The organism is Methylobacterium sp. WL64 (assembly GCF_008039945.1).
Taxonomy (GTDB): domain Bacteria; phylum Pseudomonadota; class Alphaproteobacteria; order Rhizobiales; family Beijerinckiaceae; genus Methylobacterium.
The window spans coordinates 24,981-49,957 of sequence record NZ_VRVA01000021.1 but is presented as its reverse complement, the minus strand read 5'-3'; the positions used below and the strand labels follow the sequence as shown (position 1 = coordinate 49,957).

Here is a 24,977-nt window from a genome sequence, read left to right as displayed (position 1 = left end):
CTGCCGTTGCGAACGCTCCGGTCCGGTGCCGTCGGCAAACCGCTACGTCATGACCTCGGCTAGGATGCAAGGGATCTCCCCCGGGATCTCGCGAGCCATGAACCCGATGCCGCCGTAGCGGCGCGCGAGCCGGCGCCCGGCCTCGCCGTGGGCGTACACACTCCAAAGGGCGGCCGCCTCCGGCTCGGCACCGCGGGCCAGCAGGCCGACGACGAGGCCCGCGAGCGTGTCGCCGGAGCCCGACGTGGCTAACCCGACATGGCCGACTTCGTAGCACCAGGCGCGGCCATCCGGGGCGACCACATGGGTTCGGCCACCCTTCATGACCGTGACCGTGCCAAAGCGCTCGGTCGCGCGTCGGGCCGCTGCCAATGGATCCGCCTCGATCGCCGCACGATCCTCATCGAGGAGTTGCGCCATCTCGCCGGCATGCGGGGTGATGATTGCCGGCTTGGTCAGTCTCCGCGTCAGGTCGGGGACGGCACGCAACGCGGCAAGGGCGCTGGCATCGAGGACGAGCGCGGCCTCGGCGGCTCCGCGGACCAGAGCCTCGGTGACGCCCTCTGCGTGGGCATCCTCGGACATGCCGGGTCCGACCAAAACCGCATCGACGCGGGCCGCCCGCTTCGCGAGCGCCTCGGCGCAGGATCGGTCGATGCCACCGTCCTCGGTCTGCTTGAGCCCGACGACCAGCGCCTCCGGCACCGCGATCCCGATCGGGATCGCCAGGTCCTGGCAGACCGCAAGTTGCAGCTTTCCGGCGCCGACCCGGAGTGCCGCATGGGCCGCCAGCAGCACCGCGCCGGGCAGGCCCGTACATCCGGCCACAATGAGGACGCGGCCACGTCCGTCCTTGCTGTCGCCGTCCGGCTCGGGCGGGGCCATGCTGCGGAGGATGTGCTCGGTGACCGGCGTGACGGTGCTCATGGTTTCCCCCGGGCGCTCAGGCTGCCGCCGTGCACGAGTTACGTCGCAGTCGCGTCGGCACCGGGTTCGGAGGTAACGGGAGTGCCTTCCGCCTCAAGGGGTGCAACGAAGTTGTAGCGGATCTGCACAAGCCCGCCGCCGGGTGCCGCGGAGGCCGAGAATGCATACTCGGTCACGCCGCAATTCGGCACGTCCCCCCGGGCGTCGATCGCCAGGATCTCGGCCTCGGTCATCTCCTCCAACAGGTAGCGCAGACACAGCACAACCACTTGGTGGGCGACCAGGAGGATCCGGCGCCCATCATGGTGCAGGCCGACCGTGTCCAGGGCGCTGCGCAAGCGCAGGATCACGTTGCACCAGCTCTCGCCGCCCGGCGGGCGATGGTAGAACTTGCCGAGATCGCGGCGCAGTTCGGCCTGCTCGGGATGGTGTCTCTCGATCCCGATCCGCGTCAGCCGGTCGAGGATGCCGAACTCTTTCTCGCGCAGCCGCTCGTCCACGAGGAGCCGCGGCGTCGCCGATGCGACGCCGCCCGCCCTGCGGATCCCCTCGGCCGTCTCGACCGCGCGCCGGTACGGCGAGGCGAGGACGAGGTTCGGGCGCTCGTCGTCGGGGAGGCTGGCGAACCAGCGCCCCAGAGCCTCCGCCTGAGAATGGCCGAGCGCACTGAGCGGCACGTCCACGTCGCGCTCCGGAATGTCGATGCGCGCGGCGCCCGCAGCCTGGGCTGCGTCGCGGGCGACGTTCCCGGAGCTTTCGCCATGGCGCACGACCCACAACTTAAGCGGGTATCTCTGAGGCACGTGGATCTCCTGGAGCGAGGCCGGTTCGACAAGGCGGAACGTCGGGCCGACAGGCCCGTTCCGGCCCGCCGACGCCCCGCGCCGGTCAGCGCTCCTCCGTGAGAACCCGGTCCAGCAGATCGAGGAGGCCGCCAGCGAAGGCCCGCATGTTCGCGACCCGGTCCGCGCCGCCGGTCTCGATCGTGGACACCAGCGTGACCGGTCCGCTGACCGCCAGGCAGGTGTGCCCGGCCGCATCGCCGTAGCGGTTGCCGCTTGGGCCGGCGGCGCCGGTCTCGGCGATACCCCAGGTCGCGCCGTGCCGTTCCCGGACCGTTCGGGCCAGGAGTGCGGCATAGCCTTCGGAGGCCGAGCGCAGGCCGGCCATCGCAGCGGCGTCGATGCCGAGCAGGCAGGCGCGGGCCTCGGCCGTGTAGACGATGGCGCCACCGAGGAAATACGCGCTGGCGCCAGGCACCGACAGGAGCGCCGCCGCGACGAGCCCCCCGGAGGACGACTCGGCGACCGCCAGCGTCTGCTTGCGCGCGATGAGCAGAGCCCCAAGGCTCGAGGCCCTCGGCAACAAATCACGCATGGCCAATTCTCTCGATCACGCGCAGGCTTCAGGCCAGACCGCGATCGTCGCGCCGGCGGATTGCAGAGTGACGCGGTGGGAATGCGCGTCGTCCCGGGTCTTGCACAGGTCGATCGCCGACGCGAACCGGGTCCGCGCGGCGATTTCAGTCTCGACATCCTCGGAGATGACCTCATGGCCATCGCGAGACGTGATCACCCGGAAGGGCGGGTGCTGCTTCAGGTCACTGGCTTCCACGGATGTCGCCTCTCATCGGATCGTGTCGCGGTAAGCGCCCGGCGACCCGGATCGTTGCGCAGGCCCGTGCCGATCCGCCGGATCAGGGCACAGTTCGTTAAGCCTACGGTCGTAGCCAGGAGGCTCCTCAACACGCGTGGGTGATATGCCGAGACTGGGCCATAGGATCATCGACGGGCTGGCCCTCGTCCTGGTCGGCACCGGGCTAGCTGCCATCGTGGCGGGGTATCAGAGCAACTTGCCGGCGCCGCCCTTGCAGGTCGCCGAACTCGCATCGTCCTGGGCCGATCCACTGACGACCGGATCGATCACGCCGGCGACCAAGGCCGACGCTGCCCCGATTCGGCCGGCCCGGAAAAGCGAGGCCCCGGCCCATCCCGCGGTCCCGGGCCCGCGGGTGTGGATCGATCCGCCGAGCCGCTGACCACGCCGCTCCTTTGCTCCGCCTCAGGTGAAGTCACATCCCCAGCGAACAGACCGGGTCCGGCCGCGTTGTCTTAGGAGCCCGAAGACGGGCCGAACCGAGGAAACGCACATGCGCATCAAGACTTACGGCTTCGCGGCCGCGCTCGCCGTCGCCCTGACCGGTACCGCCTACGCCCAGCAGCCCGCCGGCGGCGGCAGTGCGACCGGCAACATGAACAATCCCGGTTCGGTCAAGAGCAACAGCCAGAAGATGAACGAGGGCGCACCTGCCGCGACCACCGGCACCACAACGGGCGCGGCGGGTGCGGCGACTGTGCCGGGCACCGGCACCGCGCGGCCGGGCGTCGGAGCTGGCACAGGCACCACGGCTCCGGCCCGATAGCCGCACCGCCGGAACCGAGGCCCCACACCTCGGTTTCCGGCCCATGTCACGCTTCCTGTTCCCGGTCGCCATCGCACTCATTCTCGCCAGCGTCGCCTTCGCCCACTGGGAGAGTTCAGGACCGGAACCTGGAGCGACGCCGGCCACGATACAAAGTCCGGCCGCGTCGGATCGGCTCAAGCTCGCGCGCTGAAGTCGACACGACTGAACATCGAAGCTTCGGCCAGTGTCGCCTTGTAGACATTGCGTTCGAAATTGTAGCCGCCTCGCATAGTCGTCCAAGTCGGCAAGAAAAAACCCGGCCGCGCATGGGCGCGACCGGGCCTCGTTTCGGTCTGGTTGGATCGATCAGGTCCAGTCGCTGTCGTCGCCACCGCCGAGATCGCCGCCGAAATCACCGGAGGGATCGCTGAAGCTGGCATCCTGGAAGTCGCTGCCGCCGCCGCCGTCGAGGGCCGAGCCGAGATCCTGGTTGCCGCCGTCGCCGTAGTAGTTGTTCACGACCGTCTCACCGCCACCGCCAAGGCCTGCTGCCGCGGCGCTGCCGAGGCTCGAATGCCCACCCGCGAAGGCGTTCGACAGCGCGCTGCCGAGCAGCATGCCGCCGGCCGCGCCGGCCGCCATCGGGAGCGCGGTAGCCATGAAGCCACCGCCCCGGGCCGGAGCTGCCTGAGGCTGCCCGCCCCACGGACCGCCCTGCTGCTGCGGCGGGTAGCCCGGCTGCTGCGGGTAACCCTGCTGGGGATAGCCCTGCTGGGGATTGCCCTGGGGCGCGCCGCCCCAGGGCTGGCCGCCAGGCCGCTGCTGCTGCCCGTAGCCGGGCTGCGGCTCCTGGCGCTGGTTGCCACCGCCACCGAAGATGCTCGACAGGAACCCGCCACCACCGGAGGACTGAGCCGGAGCGGCCTGGCTGCGCGCCTGCTCGAGCTGCTGGTTCAGGCTCTTGATCGCCTCTTCCTGCACATAGATCAGCTGAGCCATTGCGTAGGGAGCATAGGGCTGGGTGCGGAGCTTGTCGGCGATGAAGCGCTCGGCCTCCGCGTCGCGGGGCTGGGTCTGGGCCTGCTCCAGACGCTGGAAGATACCGGAGATGACGTCGCGTTCTTCGCTATTCATGGAGTCGTCCTCCTCGAGTCGTACCCGCGGGCTCGAACGCGCCGCACGGCCGCAGAGGACATGGGTGTGCGGTGACGCTTTGTCATGGGCGGTTGCGAAAACTTCATCTCAGCGCGTGCAGGCCCCCGACGCAAGAAAGCCCGACCTTTCGGCCGGGCTTTCTCACCTGTTCCCACGAGGCCGGCGCGGGGAGCGCGCCGAACTCAGATCTTAGTACGAGCCGAACTTGTAGTTCAGGCCGGCGCGGACGACGGCGAACTCGTCGTCGCGACGACCGATGGCGCTGTAGGCCACCGGGACGAGGTTGGCGGCGTTGACGACCAGGGCACCCTGGTTGCGGTTGCCGCGATCCAGGTTGACGTACAGGCCTTCGACCTTGAGCGTCACGGCGCTCGAACGGAAGAAGTTCAGGAACGAGTCGGTGGGGAGCGCGTACTCGATGCCGCCGCCGACGGCGTAGCCGGTGCGGAAGCTGTCGTTGCCGGCGTAGCCGCCGAACGAGCGGTCGGCGCTGCCCGAGCCGTAGGCGAAGCCGCCTGTGCCGTACACGAGGGTGCGGTCGAAGGCGTAGCCGAGGCGGCCGCGCACGGTGCCGAAATAGTCGAGGCTCGACAGGCCGCGCGGGTCGGTGACGTAGTAGCCCGGGGCGACGGCGCCGCTGATGAAGGCGTTGTTCCGGTTGCGGCCGAAGTCGAGGTACTGGGCGTCGGCCTCGATGCCGACGACCACGCCCGAGCCCGGGGTGAACTGATAGTTGTAGCCGACCTGGGCGCCGCCCGAGAAGCCGTCCTGGCTGCGGTCGCGGAAGGTGGCGGTGGTGCCGACGGCGGCGTAGGGGGCCGGGATGCCGAAGACCGAATTGTTGGAGCGGCTGCTGGCGTCGAAGGCGTAGCCGGCATTGATACCGAAGTAGGCGCCGGTCCAGGTGAACACGGGCACCGGGGTGAAGATCGGCGGCGGGGCGGCGCGGCGCGGCAGGTCGGCGGCGAAGGCCGAGCCAGCGAGAGCGACGCCCGCGAGGGCGGTGGTGGCGCGAAGCAGGGATTTCATCTTCTGGTCCTCACGGGTTGCTCCGCTTCGGCCTCTCGGGACCGATACGGAACGCGGATCTGACAATCGTCCAGCGGTTCCAGGGCTGCTTTACGCGGGCGGTATCGCCGACCGCTCATCGCGGCCCCTCTGGCAATCCGCCGTTTTTCCCCGGCACCTCGTGGGTCAAAACGCGCTCGAATGGTCAAGGTTCGCTTATGGCCACGCTTTTTCGCGCGATTTTCGTTTGACAAAGTGTCGCACCCCCCTGGACGCAATGGCCACGCTGGCGTTGGGCGTCGTCCGATACCATCATGGGGTCAGTGCGATAGCGGAGATCAGCCGCCCGTAATCCGCCTCTCCGCGATGCGTGGTCCGGCGATAGCTGTAGAAGCGCTCCGGGTCCGCGTAGGTGCACAGGCCGAGCATCGCGGCCTCGCCGATTTCCGCCTCGCCGAGTCTTGCCAGGATGAAGCCCGGAAGATCGAACTGCGCATGCCCATCGCGATTCGCCGCCCCCAGGAAGCGCTCCTGGCCGGGAGCCTCGGCGCGGAAGCGCGCGATGAAGTCCGGGCCGACTTCATAGGAGGCTTGCCCGATCGTCGGCCCAAGCACCGCTACGATCTGCTGCCGACGCGCACCGAGGGCTTCCATGGCCTGCACCGTCGTGGCGATCACCCCTGTCAACGCACCCTTCCAGCCGGCGTGGGCGGCGCCCACCACCCCGTTCTCGGGATCGGCGAACAGGATCGGGCCGCAATCGGCCGTGGCAATGCCCAGGGCGAGGCCCGGGACCCGCGTCACCATGGCGTCGGCTTTTGGGCGGTCCGCAGCCGGGAACGGGGCCTCCACGGTGACGACCACGGCAGAATGGACCTGGTAGAGGCTCACGAGGCGGTCCGACGCCAGGCCCAACTGGGCGCACATCCGGGTCCGGTTCTCGGCCACATGCTCCGGTGCGTCGTGCGAGCCGAGGCCGCCGTTGAGCGACGCGTAGACGCCCTCCGAGACGCCGCCGGCCCGCGTGAAGAAGGCATGGCGCAGACCGGCATGCGACGAAAGTTCCGGCGCCTCGATGGACATGCCTGCGGTCACGGTCGGCTCCCTAGCGGTTGTGCTGCCGCGCTCGATAGCGGAACGGCCGGCCCTTGACGATGTCGTGGAACCGTCAGATTCTTGCTGCATTGCAGCATGAGTCCGGGTTCCGGATTCTTCCGAGAAGGATCGCAATGTCACGACGGACCGAGAACGACTCCCCGATCGAGACCAGGGCGCCCGAGGTTCCGGAACACCGGAGCCCCAGCACCGCCGAGCATCCCGTCGTGCGCGAGCGCGGCGACATCGACCCGTCTGACCTGAACCCGCCGGCACCGCCAACCCCGCGGGCCGCGAGTGGATCCGACGCAGGTTTCGGCTCGTTCGGCTGACCACATCCTCAGCCGCCGTCCGGACGCGAAGCCTCAGGCTTCGGGAAATCCGGGCAGCGGCCCGAGATCCTGGCCGGTTACCGCCAGGACCTTGAACAGGCTGCCCATGCCGGTCAGGCTAGCATCCGTCAGCCGTTCCACGGCCGAATCGATCGTAAGCACTTGATCTGCCGTAGCGCGCGCCTTTAACCGCTCGGCGCGCTCCAGCAGACCGAGGGCAAGAAGGAATTCCCGCTGCTCCACCGGACCGAGGATCGTTGCCGCCTCGGCACGGGCGGCCCGGGCCAGGGCCGCGAAATCAACGTGATGCGTGAGATCCGCCTCGCCCGGTGCCGCGAGCGGGTCGGCGAAGCGGTGCCCCGCGAGAGCCTGGAGGGTATCACCAAAGCCCGGCCGAACATGGCCGTAATCGATCGCCAGCAGCGTGCCGCCGGTCGCGCGCAGCCGGCGGGCCAGCGTCCGCATCAGCGCGAGCCCGGCACCGGGGACGCTCAGCAGAGCGCCTTCCGTGCCCGGGGCCTCGATCTCCACCGCGGGCTCGGGGGCTAGCCCGAAGACGAGCCCGCCTTCCGGCCCAAGGCCGACCTGCCGCTCGTGCCAACCGCTCGGCCGGCGCTCGAACTGGCAGACCGGCAGGCAGTCGAAGAACTCGTTGGCGATGAAAATCGCCGGACCCTCGGGCAGAGTCTCCAGGCCTGCGTGCCAAGTGGGATCCGTTCCGGCCAGGGCGCGCGCCTGCACGTCCCGCAGGACCGGACTGGTCTCGACCAGGTGAAGCGACACCCGCACGCCCGGGGCCGCCACCCTCAGGGCTCGCAGGGCGTCGGCCATCAGCGTGCCGCGACCGGGGCCGAGTTCCACCAGAATGAGCGGGTCCGGCCGCCCCATTCGCCCGTGAACGTAGGCCACCCAGGCGCCGACCAGCTCGCCGAACATCTGGCTGATCTCGGGCGCCGTGGTGAAGTTACCCTGCACCCCAAGCGGATCGCGGGTGCGGTAATAGCCGTGGACCGGGTGTCCCAGGCACAGGGCCATGTAGCGGTCGACGCCGATCGGGCCGCCGTGCCGGATCAGCGCCGCGATCTCGGCTCCGAGCGGCGTCACGCCTTCGCGGGCGCCTCGCGCGCCGCCTCCCGTGGGTCGGACGCCGCCACCGCGTTGCGCGGACGGGTCCGCCCTGTCGCCGCCAGAACGATGTAGGTGAGGCCGACGATCATCATCGGCACGCAGAGCAGCATGCCCATGGTCACGCCGCCGCCCATCGGCCCGAGATGGTCGCCGAACAGGAAGCCGAGCTGCCGGTCCGGCTCGCGGAAGAACTCGCAGATCGTCCGGGCCAGGGCGTAGCCGAACACGAATATCCCGCCGAGCAGACCGGGCTTGCGGAAGCCGAACCGGCGGACGCTCAACGCCATGACAATGAACAGCAGCAGCCCTTCGGTTGCCGCCTCGTAGAGCTGGCTCGGATGGCGCGGAAGCGGCCCGCCGGTGGGGAACACGATCGCGTAAGCGAAGTCGGGCGCGACGCGGCCCCACAGCTCGCCGTTCACGAAGTTCGCGATCCGCCCGAAGAACAGGCCGATCGGCACGACCACGGCGCCGATGTCGAGAAGGGTGTAGCCGTTGAGCTTCTTGGCTCGAGCGAACAGCAGGAAGGCCAGGATCGCGCCCAGGAAGCCACCGTGGAACGACATGCCGCCGTTGCGGATCGCCAGGATCTCCATCGGGTCGGCGAGGTACATCGGCAGATTGTAGAACAGCACGTAGCCGATCCGCCCCCCCAGCACGACGCCGAGCGCGACCCAGACGACCAAGTCGTCGATGTCGACCACCTGCGGGCGTTTGACCACACCCCACAGGCTGTCGGCCATCACGAGGCGGCGCGCGTAGTACCACCCGCCGATCAGGCCGGCGATGTAGGCAAGCGCGTACCATTTGATCGTGATCGGCCCGATCGCGAGCGCCACCGGATCGATGGCCGGAAAGGGCAGTGCGAGGAACGGCATCGGTCTGACCTCCGGGGCGGCCGGATTGGACGCCGGAGGGGCGACGCGTCAAGTGCGCAACACGCAGCGTCCGTCCGCGGGCTCAAGCCTTCACGAACAGGAACCCATGGCCATTCGGTCCCACACAATAGGCAGCCTCGCCATCCACGGACGAACGACGTGCAAACCCTGCGACACGGAGTACCTCGAGCAGCCCGTCCATATCGGCCACGGAAAAGACGAATCGCGTAGAGGCACGGTCGGCCGCGCCGAACACCGTGTTTGACCGCTTCGAGCCGGCCGGCTGACGGTAGTGCAGCAGTTCCATGTGCGGCGCGGGTGCGGGCGGCGTGAGCGCCATCACGTCGACCACGGGATCATCGAGGCCGTCGAGCCGCGCCTGCTCGGGCCCCCGGTTCAGGCCGGTTTGCGCGACGTGCAGGTTCAGGGCGCCGGTGAGGAACGACAGCGTCCGATTGAGATCGGCGACGGTAATCGCCGAATGGTCGATCCCGAGGAACAGGCCCGGCGCGGCGCGCCAGCGCGCGGCTGGCTCCCCATCAGGGAAGAAGATCAGTTCCAGAGGATGCCCGTCCGGATCGCGAAACTTGTACGCGGTGACGCCACCCGAGGACGCGGGGAGGACCTGCGCGCGGCCCTGGCTGATCGGCGTCGTCTCGACCCGGCCGAGCTGCGCCATCGCAGCATCGATGTCGCGCACCGGGATCGCGAGGTGCTGAAAGAACGGATCGGTCGCCGCAGGATCGACCGGGTAAGCCGCGCCGGGGGGCTCGACCGTGAGGAACGTCACCATCTGGCCGCCGAGACGCAGGCGCAGCTGCCGGGCCTGCAGCCCCGTCAGACCCATCGCCTCGGCCTGGGCGGTCGGCACCGGTTCCGGCGGAGCGATCCGCTCGAAGCCGAGACCGTCGCGATAAAAGGCCTCCGTGACGGCGAGGTCCGCCACGGTGCGGCCGAAGCCGACGATGGCCCGGACGCCGCTCATAGCAGCCGCGCCCCGCGCACGTTGGTGTAGATCGCGTACAGCGTATGCGAGGCGCATAGGAACAGGCGGCTGTCGTTGCGGCCACCGAAGGTGAGGTTCGCGACCGTCGTCGGCACCAGGATCTTGCCGATCAATTCGCCGCCGGGGTCGATGCAGTGTACGCCATCGCCGGCACTGGACCACACATTGCCATGCTCGTCGCAGCGGATCCCGTCGGCATTGCCGGGCGCGATCTTGCAGAACATCGCCCCACCGGACAGGCCGCCATCTTCGGCGACGTCGAACACGCGCACGTGCTGGATCGGGTCCGTTGCGAATTGCAGCCCGGTCTCGACAACGTACAGCTTACGCTCGTCGGGGGAGAAACACAGGCCGTTCGGACCCTGGAAGTCGTCTGCGACCACGCGCAGCGACCCGTCGCGGGGGTCGAACCGGTAGAGGCAAGCAGGAAGCTCGGCTTCCTGCTTGCCGCCTTCGTAATCGGTCTGGATGCCGTAGGGCGGATCCGAGAACCAGATCGTGCCGTCGGACTTGCAGACGATGTCGTTGGGCGAGTTGAGCCGCCGCCCCTGATAATGCTCGACCAGGCTGGTGATGCGGCCGTCGAGTTCGGTCCGGTGGATCCGCCGGCCGCGATGCGAGCAGGACAGAAGCCGCCCCTGGCGATCCCGGGTGTGGCCGTTCTCGAAGTCGCTTCCCTCGCGATAGACGCTCAGCCCGGCCTGATCCGTCCAGCGCATCACCCGGTTGTTGGGAAGATCCGAGAACAGCAACTCGTTGCGGTCGCCGAAATAGACAGGGCCTTCGGTCCAGCGAAAGCCGTCGGCGAGCTTTTCCAGTGGCGCGTTCGGCAGCACATACGCCTTGAAGCGCGGCTGCGTCAGCTCGAAGCCGTCCATGCCGCGGGCCCTACTTGAAGCGGCCGGGCTGGTTGACGGTCGGCTCAACCTGGAGCCCCGTCACGATCATGGTACAGGGCTCGTCGCCGACGGTGCCCGAGAGGTGGCCCTTCTTACCATCGCGGACCCTGGTGTTCTGGTCCTCGCCCATCATCAGCTCGCCCGGGCCCATCTCGACCCGGTGGCCGTCCATGGTCTCCACGAACCAGCGGCCAGACAGGATCGCGATCCATTGCGGTCGGGGGTTCTCATGCCACTCGCCGACCCAACCCACCGGCAGCACCGTGAAGGTCACCACCGACGGCGCCGGGTCCATCTTGTCGTTCCATTGCGGCGCGGTCTCGGGGTTGATCCCTTCGAACGTGAAGCGCTCGATGGAAAAGAGCTCCTGGCGGCTCACCCCCTCCCCGTCGGTATAGACGTGCCAATACGGCATCTTGGGAGGGGTCGGCTCGGTCATCGTCGATCCTGCGGCGGCGGGACATTCGTCTTCCGCTCAACGGCCGGATCCGGCGATGGTTCGCAGCGACCGCAGACCGCCGGGGGCGACCCTACCTGCGCGTCGATCGGGGCTCGCCGTCGTCCGGCAGCCAGGGAATCGGCCGGGTCATGATCGCGGTAAAGTCGTAGGGGCAGAACGGCGGGGAGGCGCCCTCATCAAGCCCAGTCTCCCCTGCCACCTCGATCCGCGCGCGATGATAGGCCCGATTCATGAACGCCTGGATCTGCGACTTGAGGCTTCGGCTGTCCTCAAGACGCTCCGCCACTAAGCTGCGCTGCGTCGGTATCGACGTCATCCAGCTGCGGCTCCGCCGCGTGGGCTGATGATCCCACGTCGGTAGGTGAAGCAGGATCACGCAGACGGCGCTCGTCAGCACGTGGCGTTCGCTGCGGCCCACTTCGGCAATCTCGTCCCCAAGATGTTCGATGGCGAGACGCGCCCAAGCACCCGCCTGAAGGAGATGCACCTGCTCCTGCGTCCAGGCATAGACATCGTCCTCGTACCGCGCCGGCTACAGCTTCTGCGGCGCCCGGTTCGGATCTGTCACGACCACATCCTCGCAGCCGCCCGTTCACACGGTCATCGCCACACGACCGCATCATGCCGGGTATCAGAACCCACAAGATGCGGTAGCCTTTTGATCCGTGTGACCTTTTCCCGAAATTCGGCTGCCGCCTTTCGGGACGAGTCTCTATCACATCTGCTCGGGCAGCCGCTCGCTCTGGGCGAGGTTCGAGAACCGGGTGATGTTCGCGTCGAACTGCAGCTCCACCGTCCCGGTCGGACCGTGGCGCTGCTTGCCCAGGATCACCTCGGCCTTGCCGTGGACGCGGTTCATCTCTGCCTCCCAGGCGAAGAACTCCTCCGTGCCCTCCCGCGGCTTCTTGTTGTTGACGTAGTATTCCTCGCGGAACACGAACATCACCACGTCGGCGTCCTGCTCGATCGAGCCCGATTCACGCAGATCCGAGAGCTGCGGGCGCTTGTCGTCGCGGTTCTCGACCTGACGCGAGAGCTGCGACAGCCCGATGATCGGCACAGCCAGCTCCTTCGCCAGCGCCTTCATGCCGGTGGTGATCTCGGTCATCTCCTGCACGCGGTTGTCGCTGCGCTTGCCGGAGCCGGAGAGCAGCTGCAGGTAGTCGACGATCAGCAAGTCCAGCCCCTTCTGGCGCTTGAGGCGCCGGGCGCGGGCAGCGAGCTGGGCGATCGAGATGCCGCCGGTCTGATCGATGTAGAACGGGATCGTCTGCATATCCCGCGCGGCGTCGGTGATCTTGTAGAAATCCTCCGGCCGGATGTCGCCGCGGCGGATCTTGTAGGACGGCACGCCCGATTGCTCGGCGATGATGCGGGTGGCGAGCTGCTCGGCTGACATTTCAAGGGAGAAGAACCCCACGATCCCGCCGTTGACGGTCTGCATCGTGCCGTCCGCCTGCTTCTCGCCGCGATACGCCTTGGCGATATTGAAGGCGATGTTGGTCACCAGCGAGGTCTTGCCCATGGCCGGGCGGCCCGCGAGGATGATCAAGTCGGAGGATTGCAGGCCGCCCATCTTGGCGTCGAGGTCGGACAGGCCGGTGGCGATGCCCGAGAGCTTGCCGTCCCGCTGGTAGGCCTTCGCGGCCATGTCGACCGCGGCGGTGAGCGCGTCGGAGAACTTCTGGAAGCCGCCATCGTACTTGCCGGCCTCGGCGAGCTCGTAGAGGCGCCGCTCGGTCTCCTCGATCTGGTCGCGGGGCGCCTGCTCGACCGGAGCTTCGTAGGCCCCGTTCACCAGATCCTCGCCGATGGTGATCAGGCGACGGCGGATGGCGAGGTCGTAGATCGTGCGGCCGTAGGCGCCGGCGTTGATCACCGTAGTCGCGTCGGCGGCAAGCCGAGCGAGGTACTGCATCACCGTCTGGCCGCCGAAATCGGCGTCGCCCAGATAGGTCTTCATAGTGATGGGCGTGGCGAGCTTGCCGGCCCGGATCAGGGACGCCGCCACGGAAAAAATCTGCTGGTGGGCATCCTCCATGAAGTGCTCGGCCAGCAGGAAGTCCGACACCCGGTAATAGGCGTCGTTGTTCACCAGAATGGCGCCGAGCAGCGCCTGCTCCGCATCGATGTTGTGCGGGGCGACGCGGTACTCGGCCTGGACCGCTTCCAGCTTGGCCGTGAGCGCATTGGGCAGGGCCATCGGCGGACGACTCCGAATTCAGGCGCCGCGGCGGGCGCACCAGGATCACACCGCGCGACCTTGGCCTCAGTATGGTTACTGAAGCCTAGCCGACGGCCGGTTCGTCCGGCCCCGGCCCGGACGAACGGACGCCCGCCGACTCTCGCGAGGGGCGGGCGTCCATGCTGGAACAAAACTGGAACGTGTCAAGTCTCGGAGGGACCGATCCCCAGTCTTCACCGGTATACAGGGCTCCGGCCTGCGCCGCCCCGCGCGACCCGGAGGGCCCTTGCGGAGCGGCGAAAACCGGTCGTCCCGAGAGAATCAGCCGCGGTCGTCGGCACCTTCGCCGGCATCGGCCAACGCCATGCCGACCTCTAGGCCGAGGTCGTCGAGGTTGAACGCCTCGCGCTCGGTGACCGACTCGCCGCGGGCCTGACGCTCGGCCTCCTCGGGGCTGCGGGCGACGTTGACCGTGACCTGGACATCGACCTCGGGGTGCAGGACCACCGGGACGTTATGCAGGCCGAGGGTCTTGATCGGCTGGTTCAGGATGAACTGGCCGCGATCGACCGTGAAGCCGTCCTTGGCCACCACCTCGGCGAGATCGCGGGTGGAGACGGAGCCGTAGAGCACGCCGGTCTCGCCCGACTGGCGGATCAGGATGAAGCTCTGGCCGTTCAGCTTCTCGGCGACGGCCTCGGCGTCCTTCTTGCGGTCGAGGTTGCGGGCCTCGAGCTGGGCGCGCTGCGACTCGAAGTGCTTCTTGTTGGATTCCGTCGCGCGCAGGGCCTTGCCGCGGGCGAGCAGGAAGTTGCGGGCGAAGCCCGGGCGGACGTTCACGGTCTCGCCCATCTGGCCAAGCTTGGCCACGCGCTCGAGCAGGATCACTTCCATCGTTTTTCTCCTTCAGTTGGTCGGCCTCGCGGGCCGGGGACTCACGGCGCCGGGTTGTCCTTGGGACGTCGGCGATCGAGGGCGGTGTCGGCCAAGCCGAACAGGGTGAGTGCCACCAGGGCCACACCCTGGGTCACGAACAGGATGAGGTACATGCCGAACAGCATCAGCCCGCGACCGGGCCGGCCGCGCGAGCGGTCGTGGAACGCCGCGAGACCCTGGAGCGCGAAAGCCGCGCTGAACGCCCCCACGAGCGCCACGCCGAACACGCCGACGTAGCCGGGGGCGAAGCACATCAGCACGGCCGCGGCCAGGGTCACCAGGGTGGTGCGCGGCATTGCGGTCGCCGGCAGGTCCGGCCAGGGCCGCGGCAGCCGGCCGGAGATCTTCACGATCCTGGCCGAGGCCCAGAGATAGAAGGTGAGGAGCAAAGCCAGACCGTTGGCCGCGAAGGCCGGGACGACGCGCGCGAGCGCGTCCGCGACCTCGGTCCGGGTCACCTCGGCCTCGTCGGCGCCGGCCTTGGGTGCTTGCTCCGTGTCCGACGCGGGGTCCGAACCGGACTCGGTCACCTCCGGCTGGGGCACCTCGGCACGACGGTCCGGCGTCGGACGGGCAGCGGGATCGCGGACCTGGACCAGCGTACGGGCGAGCCCGCGCAGTTGCGCGTCGAAGGCCGCGTGGTTCGGCGAGGACAGAACCGCAATGGCGATGAACGCCAGCGCCGCGGTGGCGGCGGTCCAGCCGAGCAGGCGGCCGGTGGGGTACCATTCGAGGCCGGAAGACGTCTCGCGGCCGAGCAGGGTCAGATAAGCGAGCCACCAGGCCGGAAGGGCGATGTAGGCGGCGTAGGCGAGGCCCATGAAGGGCGCGATCACCAGGGCCAGCGCCAGGCTGCCGGCCGCTGCGGCGGCCAACGCCGCCTTGTGGCTCCAGCCCAGGCCGACGATCAGGATCGGCAGCGGCGCCACGAGGTAGAGCACGATCGCCAGCGGGGTCGCCTTCAACAACACTCCGAACAGGAGTGCGGAGACGAGGCCCGCGCCGATACCGATGCCGATATGTTGTGCCATGGATTCCGCTGTCCCGCTGCCATCAAGGCAGGGTTAGAGGCGACACTGCGCCCCAACGATCGAGCGATGCCAGATCGCTCTGTGAGGACCGGCCCGGGTCTAGCCCGGGCCGGACGGTCGAATCAGCCTACTTGATCACGTAGGGCAGCAGGCCGAGGAAGCGGGCGCGCTTGATCGCCTGGGCGAGCTCGCGCTGCTTCTTGGCCGACACCGCAGTGATGCGCGACGGCACGATCTTGCCGCGCTCCGACACGTAGCGGGACAGCAGCTTGACGTCCTTGTAGTCGATCTTCGGCGCGTTCGCGCCGGAGAACGGACAGGTCTTGCGACGACGGAAGAAGGGACGGCGTCCGCCGCCAGCACCCGCACCAGCACCAAATGCCATGGCTTAGGCCTCCCCGCCAAACGTACGCTCGGGACGATCGCCACCGCGATCGCCACGGTCCGGACGGTCGCCGCCGCCGAAGCCGCCGCCGCCACCACCGCCGAAGCCGTCATCGTCACGACGCCGGCCGCGCTCGCGATCCTTGCGGTCGTCGCGGTCGCGCTTCTGCATCATCGCGGACGGCTCGGGATCGAGATCCTCGACCCGGACGGTCATGAAGCGCAGCACGTCCTCGGAGATCTGCATCTGGCGCTCCATCTCGGCGATGGCAGCCGGCGGGGCGTCGATGTTGAGGAGCGCGAAATGCGCCTTGCGGTTCTTCTTGATGCGGTAGGCCAGGGACTTCACGCCCCACATCTCGATCTTCTCGAGGCGGCCGCCGTTCTGCTCGATCACACCCTTGTAGGTGTCGATCATCGTCTCGACCTGCTGGGACGTCACGTCCTGCCGGGCCAAGAGCACGTGCTCGTAGAGAGGCATATTCGGGCCTTTCAGTGTCAAAAGGAGCCCGGCCGCCCGAAGGCAGCTGGTTCGGGCCGGTTCATTTCGCGAGACGCTCGGCGCCAAGCCCTTCGAGCCGATTTTCAGGCCCGAGCGGTTGATCGAAGGCGGAGACACCGGACGACGGGTCGTTCAAGACCCTATGCCGCGAGCGGCACCGTCCGTTCAGCCCCCGGCCGGAGCGAACGCGAGGGGCGGCGCATACTGGTTTTTTCCCGCACTGGCAAGGGCGGCAGGTCCGGACGCGTCCGCTCTGCCAACGTACCAGTCCGTCTTGCCGATGGGGCGCGCCGCCAGCATATCGGCGGTTCGAGGGCGCCTGCCGGAGCAGGCCGGCCCCGGGACCGATGAGCCCATGACGTCCGAGAACACGCCCTTCGAGAAGCAGCGCCTCGGCGTCAACATCGACCACGTCGCCACCGTGCGCAATGCACGCGGCGAGCAGTATCCCGATCCCGTTCGCGCGGCCCTCCTGGCGGTCGAGGCCGGAGCGGACGGGATCACCGCGCATCTGCGCGAGGACCGCCGCCACATCCGGGACGCCGACATCGCCGCGCTGAAGCGCGACCTCACGGTGCCGCTGAACTTCGAGATGGCCGCGACCGACGAGATGGTGGCGACCGCCCTGGCGACCCGGCCCCACGCCGCCTGCCTGGTGCCGGAGAAACGTGCGGAGCGCACCACCGAGGGCGGCCTCGACATCGTCGGCGGCCGCCCTCATCTCGCCCCCCGCATCCGGGCCCTCGCCGAGGCCGGCATCCGGGTGTCGCTGTTCGTCGAGCCCGAACCGGCGATCATGGAGGCGGCCGCCGCGCTCGGCGCTCCGGTCGTCGAGCTGCACACCGGCAGCTACTGCGAGGCCGCCGTGGCGGGGGACGACGGGCGCATCGCCCACGAGCTGGCCCGGATCACGCGGGCCGCCCAGCACGGCGCCGGCCTCGGCCTTGAGATCCATGCCGGCCACGGGCTCACGGTCGACAGCGTCGGCCCGGTGGCGGCGCTGCCGCAGATCCGGGAGCTGAATATCGGCCATGCGCTGATCGCCGACGCGATCTTCGTAGGGCTCGCCCAGGCTGTCCGGAACATGCGGGCCGCGATGGATCGTGGCCGGCGCGCATGATCATCGGCATCGGCTCGGATCTCTGCGACATCGACCGGATCGCCCGGACGCTGGAGCGGCACGGCGATCGCTTCACACACCGGGTGTTCACGGACGGGGAGCGGGCGCGCTGCGATCGCCGCGCCGCGCGGGCGCCCGGCTATGCCAGGCGATTCGCCGCCAAGGAGGCGTGTGCCAAGGCCCTGGGGACGGGCCTTAGCGCCGGCGTGTTCTGGCGCGACATGGAGGTGGTGAACCTGCCCTCCGGCCAGCCGACCCTGCGGCTCTCCGGTGGCGCCGCCGCACGCCTCTCCGAACTGCTGCCCGTGGGGCATGAGGGCCGCCTGCACGTCAGCCTGACGGACGACCCGCCGATGGCTCAAGCCTTCGTGATCATTGAGGCGCTGCCGACTACGTCATCCGGTTAAGATCCGGGATGGCGGATTACCCCGCACCCCTCGCGCGTTGCGGGGGGCTCGCGCTTGGTCTAGACCGCCGCACGCAGCGGACACGATTGCGGCGCATTCCTCGGGACAACCGCTGATCCGCCGCGAGCGGCGGGGCCGTGCCCTGCTGGCGGCGGGCGTATGATGCGGGATTGCGGAAGCAGGCTTTCCGGGACCATCGTACGATAACGGAAGAGCCGGGGCGTGCTCCGGCGACGGAATCTGAGTCTGAAGATGGAACGCGCACGCGTGGATCACGACGGCAAGCCGCTGACGAAACCGGTCGAGACCGGCACCTGGGCCAGCATCCGCGAGACGCTGAAGGTCGGCGTCCAGGCGCTGCTGATCGCCCTCGTGGTGCGCACGCTGCTGTTCCAGCCGTTCAACATCCCGTCGGGCTCGCTGGTGCCGACGCTGCTGATCGGCGATTACTTGTTCGTATCCAAGTACTCCTACGGGTACTCGAAGTACTCGCTTCCGCTGTCGGAATACATTCCGATTCAGGCGGATGGGCGCGTCTGGGCGGCCGAGCCGAAGCGCGGCGACATCGCGGTGTTCAAGCTGCCCAAGGACAATGCAACCGATTACATCAAGCGCGTGATCGGGCTGCCGGGCGACAAGATCCAGATGATCGACGGCGTGCTCAACATCAACGGCAAGGCGGTCAAGCGCGAGCGGATCGCGGATTACGAGACGACCGATCCCTACGGCCAGGCGACCAAGGTGCCCCAATACCTCGAGACGCTGCCGAACGGCGTCGTCCACCGGGTGATCGAGCGGGACGGCGACAACGGGTTCTGGGACAAGACCGAACTCTACACCGTGCCGAGCGGTCATTTCTTCATGATGGGCGACAACCGGGACAATTCCACCGATTCGCGGGATCTCGCCAGCGTCGGCTACGTGCCCTTCGCCAACCTGGTCGGGCGCGCCGAGATGATCTTCTTCTCGATCGACGAGGGCACCCCGGCCTGGCAGCTCTGGAACTGGCCGGCCCACGTGCGCTGGTCGCGCCTGTTCTCGACCATCCATTGAACGGCCCGGACTTGGACGAGGCTGGACAGGCCCGACCGTCTTCCCGGGCGCGGCGTTCCCACAAGCCCAGGCCGCCGCTCGGCGTCCTGGAGGAGCGGATCGGCCACACCTTCGCCGATCAGAACCTGCTGACCCGGGCCCTGACCCATACCAGCAAGGCCATCGGACGCGGCGGCAGCTACCAGCGCCTGGAATTCCTCGGCGACCGCGTGCTCGGGCTGGCGGTGGCGGACCGGCTCTATGCCGCCTTTCCGGACGCCGACGAGGGTGACCTGTCGCGTCGCCTGGCCGGCCTCGTGCGCCGGGAGACCTGCGCGGCGGTGGCGGCCTCCTGGGAGGTCGGGCCGCACCTGATCCTCGGCCAGGGCGAGGTGATGGGCGGCGGTCGCCGCAACCAGACGATCCTGGCCGACGTGTGCGAGGCGATCCTCGGGGCGGTCTACCTCGATGCCGGCTTCGACGCGGCGCGCCTGATCGTCGAGGCGCATTTCCACCCGACCGAGCCCCTGTCGGCCCATCGCGGCCGCGACGCGAAATCCGCCTTGCAGGAATGGGCAATGGGCCGGAGCCTGCCGATCCCCATTTACGCGGTGGTCGAGCGCACCGGCCCGGATCATGCGCCCCGGTTCCGCATTGCCGTACAGGTCGAGGGGCTCGAGCCGGGACACGGCGAGGGCACCTCGAAGCGTGTCGCCGAGCAGGAGGCCGCCCGCGCGCTGATGGAGCGCGAGGGTATCGGTACCGTCCCCGAGGCGGGACCGACGGAGACAGCATGACCGATCACGATCACAACGACGCACAGGATGACGGCCCGGCCGAGGGCTCGGCACCGAAGGCCCCCTCGGCGCTCCCGGGCACGCCCGCCGATGCCCGGGCGGGCTTCGTCGCGCTCATCGGCGTGCCGAATGCCGGCAAGTCGACGCTCCTCAACAACCTGGTCGGCACGAAGGTCTCGATCGTCTCACGCAAGGTGCAGACGACCCGGGCGCTGGTGCGCGGCATCTTGATCGAGGGATCAGCCCAGGTCATCCTGGTCGACACCCCCGGCATCTTCGCGCCGAAGCGTCGGCTCGACAGGGCGATGGTGCATTCGGCCTGGAGCGGCGCCGCCGACGCGGATGCGGTGTGCCTGCTGGTCGACGCCCGCAAGGGCCTGGACGACGAGGTCGAGGCGATCCTGAGCCGACTGGGCGGGGTGAAGCGCGAGAAGATGCTGATCCTCAACAAGATCGACCTGATCCCGCGCGAGCGGCTGCTCGATCTCGCCGCCAAGCTCAATGCGGCCTCTCCCTTTGCCGAGACCTTCATGATCTCAGCGCTCAAGGGCGATGGCGTCGGCGATCTCCGTCGGGCGCTCGCCGCCCGGATGCCACCGGGCCCGTGGCTCTATCCGGAGGATCAGGTCTCGGACGCGCCGCTGCGCATGCTCGCCGCCGAGATCACCCGGGAGAAGATCTACGACCGGCTGCACGAGGAATTGCCATACCGGTCCACGGTCGAGACCGACCAGTGGCAGATCCGGCCGGATGGGTCGGTGCGGATCGAGCAGACGATCTTCGTCGAGCGCGAGAGCCAGCGCTCGATCGTCCTGGGCAAGGGCGGCCAGACCATCAAGGCGATCGGCCAGGCGGCCCGCATCGAAATCGCCGAGGCGGCTGACACGAAGGTCCACCTGTTCCTGCACGTGAAGGTCCGGGAGAACTGGGCCGACGACCCGGCCCGCTACCGCGAGATGGGTCTCGAATTCCCGCGCGGCTGAGCCGGGTATCAAGGGGCGAGGCCCTTTGGCGGGGTTCGGCGGCTGAGCCCCTGAGACATTCAGGGCTCTCGCGTTCGTCAGGCGTCCGGTTCGGACCAGCCGATCGACCGGCGCAGGAAGGTCAGGCCCAGCGCCATGAACGCCGCCGCCTCGGCATTGTCCTTGCCGTAGCCGTGTCCGCCCGAGGCCGGCTCGTAGAAGGCCGCGTCATAGCCCAGCGCGTTCAGCTTCCGGGCCATCTTGCGTGCGTGGCCCGGATGCACGCGGTCGTCACGGCGGCTCGTAGCCAGCAGGATCGGCGGGTAGGGCCGGTCTGCTTCAGCCGCATGGTAGGCCGAGATCGCACGGATGAACGCCCAGTCCTGCGGGTCGTCCGGATCGCCGTATTCGGCGATCCAGCTCGCCCCGGCCAGGAGCTTGGTGTAGCGGCGCATGTCGATCAGCGGGATCGTGCAGAACAGGGCCCCGAAGCGCTCCGGATAGCGGGTCAGCATGTTGGCGATAAGCAGGCCGCCGTTCGATCCGCCCTCCGCGGCGATCCGGCCCGGCCGCGTCACGCCGCGCGCGACGAGGTCGGCCGCGACCGCTGCGAAGTCGTCATGCGCCCGGGTCTTGCCCTCGCGGCGGCCGGCATCGTGCCAGCGCGTCCCGAACTCGCCGCCGCCGCGGATATTGGCGACGACGTTCGTACCGCCCCGCTCCATCCAGAGCTTCCCGAGAACCGGCGCGTAGCTCGGCAGCAGCGGGATCCGGAAACCGCCGTAGGCGGTCATGTGCACCGGGGCCTCGCCGGTCTGGCCCTCCGGGCCGGTCTGGACATAGGGAACGCGCGTTCCGTCGACCGAGATCGCCTCATGCCGGGTCACGCGCAATCCACGCGCGTCGAAGGCCGGCGGCGTTGCGCGTAAGACCGCGGGTCCTCCGAGATCCGGCGCGATGATGAGGAGCGTCGCGGGCGTCACGGGGTCGTGCACCAGCGCCAGCAGCGTGCCGTCCGCCTCCTCGGGATCGCCGTCGAGGGGCCAGACATTGACGCTGCCGAGCGCCGGCAGCCCCTCCAACGGCTGCGTCGTCCAGGTATCGTCCCCCGGCGTGCAAACCGTGTAGGTCGGGCGCAGATTGTCGAGCGCATGCACGAACAGGCGCCCCGCCGACCAGAACACGTCCTGGAGCGCCCGGCGCTCGTCCGGTTGCCATAGCACCGCGAAGTCGCGACGTCCGGCCAGGAACCCGGAAAGCGGCAGCGCCAGCACGGTGTCGGTCGCGTGCTCTACGCCGTCCACGAACCAGGGCCGGCGCGGTCGCACGGCGAGGTAATCCCGGTCGATCTGCACATCCGCGTCGGAGGGCAGGTCGAGCTCCGTGCGCGGGCCAGTCCGGTCGCCCAAGTGGATCTTCGTATCGAAGAAGCCGACCTGCTCGATGAAGACGAGCCGCTCGACGCCCGTCTCCCGATCGACCGAGGCCCATGCGGCCATGCTGGTCTCGGGCACGTCGAACAGCACCGCGGCGGCCTGTGGATCCGAGCCGCGCGATACTATCCGAATGGTGCGCGGGTAGCCCGCACGTGTGGCCATGCCGTCGCCGTAGGCGCTCGACACCAGCAGCGTATCGCGGTCGAGCCAGGCAGCCCCGCCCTTCGCCTCGGGCAGGACGAAGCCGTCGGCCACGAAGCGGCGGGCCGTCAGGTCGAATTCGCGCACGACCTTGGCATCGCCGCCGCCCCGGCTGAGGGAGAGCAGGGCTCGGTCATGGCCGTCCTTCAGGATCGACGATCCGGCCCAGACCCAATCTTCGCCCTCCGCGACGGCCAGGGCGTCGAGATCGAGCAGGATGTCCCAGTCCGGCACCCCGGTCCGGAAGCTCGCCTCGTCGGTGCGCCGCCACAGACCGCGGGGATGCTCGGCGTCCTTCCAGACATTGTACAGCTGTCCGCCGCGCCGCGATACCAGCGGGATCCGATCCGGCCGATCGAGGATCGCACGCGCGAGGTCGCGGTCCCGGGCGAAGGCGGCATCGCCGTAGCGGGCGAGGGTCTCGGTGTTGCGCCCCTCGACCCAGGCCAGCGCCTCCGGCCCGTCGATCTCCTCCAGCCAGAGATAGGGATCGTCGTCCGGATGCTGCAGGGACGGGCGCGGATCGATCGGAACGGTCATGGCGGACACGATAGACCCGGATCCGGGGTTTCGTGAACGGCTGTGGCCGCGTCAGTTTGCACACACGCACCGGTTGCCGGTTGGAGGCTCGGTCGGGATCGGACGGCGAGGTGCGCGGATCCTGAGGCTGGGCTTCCGGGCCCATTCCAGTGTAACAGGCATCGTTCCCCCCGGATGATCCGAGTCGGGCGCGGGTTTCCCGCTCCGCCGTGGATTCGCGTTCCGATGCCAGCTCTCCAGATCCTGAATCATTCATGCGCCACGCCGTCTACGGCCTGCCGCCGGTTGACCTCGCCGAGGTCCCCGGTGACGCCGTCCAGCTGTCCCCCTTGATCCCCGGCTCTGCCCGGCTCGAAGATCTGTCCGAGGGCAGCCTCGACGCCGCGACCGTGCTGGCACCGCCCGGCACTATCGAGCGGCGCTACGTCCTCGCCCATACGTTGCGGGCCCTCGTGCCCGGCGGCCGGATGATTGCGCTCGCCCCGAAGGACCGGGGTGGTGCCCGGCTGGCCAAGGAGTTGGCCGCCTTCGAATGCCAAGCGGCCGACGAGCCGCGCCGCCACCACCGGATCTGCACGCTGGTGCGGCCGCCGGAACCGGCCGGGCTCGCGGCCGCGATCGACGAGGGCGGGCCGCGCCACGTCGACAACCTGGCCTTGTGCACGCAGCCGGGCATCTTCTCCTGGGATCGGCTCGATCCCGGCACGGCGCTGCTCCTGGCCAACCTTCCGGCGATGAAGGGACGGGGCGCCGATCTCGGCTGCGGCCTCGGGATCCTGTCCCGGGTAATCCTGGGTTCGCCCGCCGTCACGGCGCTGACGCTGGTCGAGGTCGATCGCCGCGCCGTAGACATGGCGCATCGCAACGTCGCCGACCCGCGCGCCACGATCGTCTGGGCCGACATCCGGGCGGGCGGCACGGTACCGGGGAGCCTCGATTTCGTCGTCATGAATCCGCCGTTCCACGATGGCGGCACCGAGGACCAGGCGCTCGGCCGGACGTTCATCGCCCGGGCCGCCGAGGCGTTGCGGAAGGGCGGCACGCTGTGGCTCGTGGCCAACGCGCACCTCCCGTACGAGACCGCCCTGGGGGCGGCCTTCCGCGACGTCGCGGTCACGGTGCAGGCCGGCGGCTACCGGGTCTACGAGGCGCGCCGATGAAGGCGACGAAGTCCGTCCGGCTCGACAAGCTGCTCGCCAACCTCGGCTACGGATCGCGCCGCGAGATCCAGAATCTGGCGCGGGGCGGCGCGATCCTGCTGGACGGCGCGGAGGTGGCGGATGCCGGTGACCGGATCGCCCTCGATCCGGACCTCCCGCAGCGGCTGACCATCGACCGCGCACCGGTCGATCCGTTGCCGGGGCTGTGCCTGATGCTGCACAAACCGCTGGGCGTGACCTGCTCGCACAAGGAGGCCGGCCCGCTGGTCTACGGGCTGCTGCCGGAGCGCTGGCGGCGGCGCGACCCGCCGCTCTCGACGGTGGGGCGCCTCGACAAGGAGACCTCGGGCCTGCTGCTGCTCACCGATGACGGCGCATTGCTGCATCGGATCATCGCCCCCAAGGCGAACGTGGCGAAGCGCTACCGGGTCACCCTGGACCGGCCACTCGACGGGACCGAAGCGGCCACCTTCGCGTCCGGCACGCTGATGCTGGAGGGTGAGGACCGGCCGTTGCTGCCGGTGCAGTTGGAGGTGGAAGATCCGACTCATTGCGCGGTCACGCTGACCGAGGGCCGTTACCACCAAGTCCGCCGGATGTTCGCGGCGATCGGCAACCATGTCGTGGCGCTGCATCGGGACCGAATCGGGGGGCTCGACCTGCCGACCGACCTTCCGGCCGGGGGGTATCGGGTGATGAACGAACCCGATGTTGCGGCGGTGTTTGCCGCCCCTTGAAGCGGCCTCCGGCGAACGTCAGCATAGCGAATGCGACGGCAGCCATCGGAGCATCGTCAGAGCCGAGCGCGACCGGTTGCGAACGCCTCGAGCCGCTCCCTGCGCGTCACCCGAATCCTTGCATCGAGCCCCGTCCTCTGCTAAGCGCCCGCCCATCCCACACGCGGAGCCGGCCTCATGCCTGAATGAGGCGTCTTCCGGTGGCCGACCGAATCTTTCGGGCGGCTGCATCCCTCCGCGGCGGATCCAACCGGA

Annotated in this window: 27 protein-coding genes and 1 pseudogene; 9 read left to right on the top strand and 19 right to left on the bottom strand. The window is 69.0% G+C overall.

The window, feature by feature from the left end; all coding sequences use genetic code 11:
- Positions 1–42: 42 nt before the first annotated feature.
- The 4 genes from FV242_RS12540 to FV242_RS12525 all read right to left on the bottom strand — a co-directional run bounded on the left by FV242_RS12540 (position 43) and on the right by FV242_RS12525 (position 2,541).
- On the bottom strand, positions 43–927 hold the full coding sequence (locus FV242_RS12540; protein WP_147939161.1) for an NAD(P)H-hydrate dehydratase: 885 nt from the start codon (positions 925–927) through the stop codon (positions 43–45).
- Positions 928–965: 38 nt separating this feature from the next.
- On the bottom strand, positions 966–1,730 hold the full coding sequence (locus tag FV242_RS12535) for a histidine phosphatase family protein (protein WP_147939160.1): 765 nt from the start codon (positions 1,728–1,730) through the stop codon (positions 966–968).
- 85 nt (positions 1,731–1,815) lie between these two features.
- A complete protein-coding gene (locus tag FV242_RS12530) occupies positions 1,816–2,304 on the bottom strand; it encodes a CinA family protein (protein WP_147939159.1) in 489 nt (162 codons plus the stop codon).
- A gap of 15 nt (positions 2,305–2,319) precedes the next feature.
- Entirely contained in the window at positions 2,320–2,541 is a 222-nt protein-coding gene (locus FV242_RS12525; RefSeq protein ID WP_147939158.1) for a hypothetical protein, read from the bottom strand.
- A gap of 145 nt (positions 2,542–2,686) precedes the next feature.
- Here FV242_RS12525 and FV242_RS12520 point away from each other — a divergent pair, with 145 nt between their 5' ends.
- Both FV242_RS12520 and FV242_RS12515 read left to right on the top strand, forming a co-directional pair.
- Positions 2,687–2,965, top strand: coding sequence for a hypothetical protein (locus FV242_RS12520; protein ID WP_246692688.1), 279 nt, complete (start codon positions 2,687–2,689; stop codon positions 2,963–2,965).
- 111 nt (positions 2,966–3,076) lie between these two features.
- The gene (locus FV242_RS12515; RefSeq protein WP_246692687.1) at positions 3,077–3,349 is read left to right on the top strand and encodes a hypothetical protein; all 273 of its coding nucleotides are present in this window, start codon (positions 3,077–3,079) and stop codon (positions 3,347–3,349) included.
- Positions 3,350–3,697: 348 nt separating this feature from the next.
- Here the strand turns inward: FV242_RS12515 and FV242_RS12510 are convergent, their stop codons facing one another.
- From FV242_RS12510 to rpsF, 14 genes and pseudogenes are all read right to left on the bottom strand, one after another.
- Positions 3,698–4,465, bottom strand: coding sequence for a DUF2076 domain-containing protein (locus FV242_RS12510; RefSeq protein ID WP_147939156.1), 768 nt, complete (start codon positions 4,463–4,465; stop codon positions 3,698–3,700).
- Positions 4,466–4,675: 210 nt separating this feature from the next.
- A complete protein-coding gene (locus tag FV242_RS12505; RefSeq protein ID WP_147939155.1) occupies positions 4,676–5,515 on the bottom strand; it encodes an outer membrane protein in 840 nt (279 codons plus the stop codon).
- Between the two features lie 291 nt (positions 5,516–5,806).
- Positions 5,807–6,577: a peptidoglycan editing factor PgeF gene (gene pgeF, locus FV242_RS12500; protein ID WP_147939175.1), complete on the bottom strand. Its 771-nt coding sequence runs from the start codon at positions 6,575–6,577 to the stop codon at positions 5,807–5,809.
- Positions 6,578–6,954: 377 nt separating this feature from the next.
- Positions 6,955–8,025 (bottom strand): class I SAM-dependent methyltransferase, encoded by a 1,071-nt coding sequence (locus FV242_RS12490; RefSeq protein WP_147939154.1) that lies wholly within the window; start codon positions 8,023–8,025, stop codon positions 6,955–6,957.
- Positions 8,022–8,927, bottom strand: a complete 906-nt coding sequence (lgt, locus tag FV242_RS12485; RefSeq protein ID WP_147908112.1) for a prolipoprotein diacylglyceryl transferase — start codon at positions 8,925–8,927, stop codon at positions 8,022–8,024. Before lgt ends, FV242_RS12490 begins: the two co-directional genes overlap by 4 nt.
- An 82-nt stretch (positions 8,928–9,009) precedes the next feature.
- Entirely contained in the window at positions 9,010–9,912 is a 903-nt protein-coding gene (locus tag FV242_RS12480; protein ID WP_147939153.1) for a VOC family protein, read from the bottom strand.
- Positions 9,909–10,811 (bottom strand): SMP-30/gluconolactonase/LRE family protein, encoded by a 903-nt coding sequence (locus FV242_RS12475; protein ID WP_147939152.1) that lies wholly within the window; start codon positions 10,809–10,811, stop codon positions 9,909–9,911. The genes FV242_RS12480 and FV242_RS12475 overlap by 4 nt, the downstream gene beginning before the upstream one ends.
- Positions 10,812–10,821: 10 nt before the next feature.
- Positions 10,822–11,271: a cupin domain-containing protein gene (locus tag FV242_RS12470; protein ID WP_147908115.1), complete on the bottom strand. Its 450-nt coding sequence runs from the start codon at positions 11,269–11,271 to the stop codon at positions 10,822–10,824.
- A 91-nt stretch (positions 11,272–11,362) separates the two neighbouring features.
- Positions 11,363–11,803: pseudogene (locus FV242_RS12465) on the bottom strand (DUF29 domain-containing protein); the annotation flags it as partial.
- 204 nt (positions 11,804–12,007) lie between these two features.
- Positions 12,008–13,495: a replicative DNA helicase gene (locus tag FV242_RS12460; protein ID WP_147853662.1), complete on the bottom strand. Its 1,488-nt coding sequence runs from the start codon at positions 13,493–13,495 to the stop codon at positions 12,008–12,010.
- 303 nt (positions 13,496–13,798) lie between these two features.
- The gene (gene rplI, locus FV242_RS12455; protein WP_147908117.1) at positions 13,799–14,371 is read right to left on the bottom strand and encodes a 50S ribosomal protein L9; all 573 of its coding nucleotides are present in this window, start codon (positions 14,369–14,371) and stop codon (positions 13,799–13,801) included.
- A gap of 41 nt (positions 14,372–14,412) precedes the next feature.
- Complete coding sequence (locus FV242_RS12450) at positions 14,413–15,444, bottom strand: DUF2232 domain-containing protein (RefSeq protein WP_147939150.1); 1,032 nt, start codon at positions 15,442–15,444, stop codon at positions 14,413–14,415.
- 127 nt (positions 15,445–15,571) lie between these two features.
- Positions 15,572–15,829, bottom strand: a complete 258-nt coding sequence (gene rpsR / locus FV242_RS12445) for a 30S ribosomal protein S18 (protein ID WP_091712669.1) — start codon at positions 15,827–15,829, stop codon at positions 15,572–15,574.
- Between the two features lie 3 nt (positions 15,830–15,832).
- Positions 15,833–16,309, bottom strand: coding sequence for a 30S ribosomal protein S6 (gene rpsF / locus FV242_RS12440; RefSeq protein ID WP_147939149.1), 477 nt, complete (start codon positions 16,307–16,309; stop codon positions 15,833–15,835).
- A gap of 376 nt (positions 16,310–16,685) precedes the next feature.
- On the opposite strand from rpsF, the gene FV242_RS12435 reads away from it, so the two are divergent.
- From FV242_RS12435 to era, 5 genes are all read left to right on the top strand, one after another.
- The gene (locus FV242_RS12435) at positions 16,686–17,450 is read left to right on the top strand and encodes a pyridoxine 5'-phosphate synthase (protein WP_147939148.1); all 765 of its coding nucleotides are present in this window, start codon (positions 16,686–16,688) and stop codon (positions 17,448–17,450) included.
- Entirely contained in the window at positions 17,447–17,857 is a 411-nt protein-coding gene (gene acpS, locus FV242_RS12430; RefSeq protein WP_147939147.1) for a holo-ACP synthase, read from the top strand. Before FV242_RS12435 ends, acpS begins: the two co-directional genes overlap by 4 nt.
- A 252-nt stretch (positions 17,858–18,109) precedes the next feature.
- Complete coding sequence (lepB, locus tag FV242_RS12425) at positions 18,110–18,910, top strand: signal peptidase I (protein WP_147853668.1); 801 nt, start codon at positions 18,110–18,112, stop codon at positions 18,908–18,910.
- Positions 18,911–18,921: 11 nt separating this feature from the next.
- Positions 18,922–19,686, top strand: a complete 765-nt coding sequence (rnc, locus tag FV242_RS12420) for a ribonuclease III (RefSeq protein ID WP_147908157.1) — start codon at positions 18,922–18,924, stop codon at positions 19,684–19,686.
- Positions 19,683–20,669, top strand: coding sequence for a GTPase Era (gene era, locus FV242_RS12415; RefSeq protein WP_147939146.1), 987 nt, complete (start codon positions 19,683–19,685; stop codon positions 20,667–20,669). The genes rnc and era overlap by 4 nt, the downstream gene beginning before the upstream one ends.
- A 77-nt stretch (positions 20,670–20,746) precedes the next feature.
- Here era and FV242_RS12410 read toward each other — a convergent pair whose 3' ends face one another.
- Positions 20,747–22,825 (bottom strand): prolyl oligopeptidase family protein, encoded by a 2,079-nt coding sequence (locus FV242_RS12410; protein ID WP_147939174.1) that lies wholly within the window; start codon positions 22,823–22,825, stop codon positions 20,747–20,749.
- A gap of 254 nt (positions 22,826–23,079) precedes the next feature.
- Between FV242_RS12410 and FV242_RS12405 the strand changes: the two genes are divergently transcribed.
- Both FV242_RS12405 and FV242_RS12400 read left to right on the top strand, forming a co-directional pair.
- Positions 23,080–23,985 carry a class I SAM-dependent methyltransferase gene (locus FV242_RS12405; protein ID WP_147939145.1) on the top strand — a complete coding sequence of 302 codons (906 nt, stop codon included), beginning with the start codon at positions 23,080–23,082 and terminating at the stop codon, positions 23,983–23,985.
- Entirely contained in the window at positions 23,982–24,722 is a 741-nt protein-coding gene (locus tag FV242_RS12400; protein WP_147939144.1) for a pseudouridine synthase, read from the top strand. Before FV242_RS12405 ends, FV242_RS12400 begins: the two co-directional genes overlap by 4 nt.
- Positions 24,723–24,977: the final 255 nt, after the last annotated feature.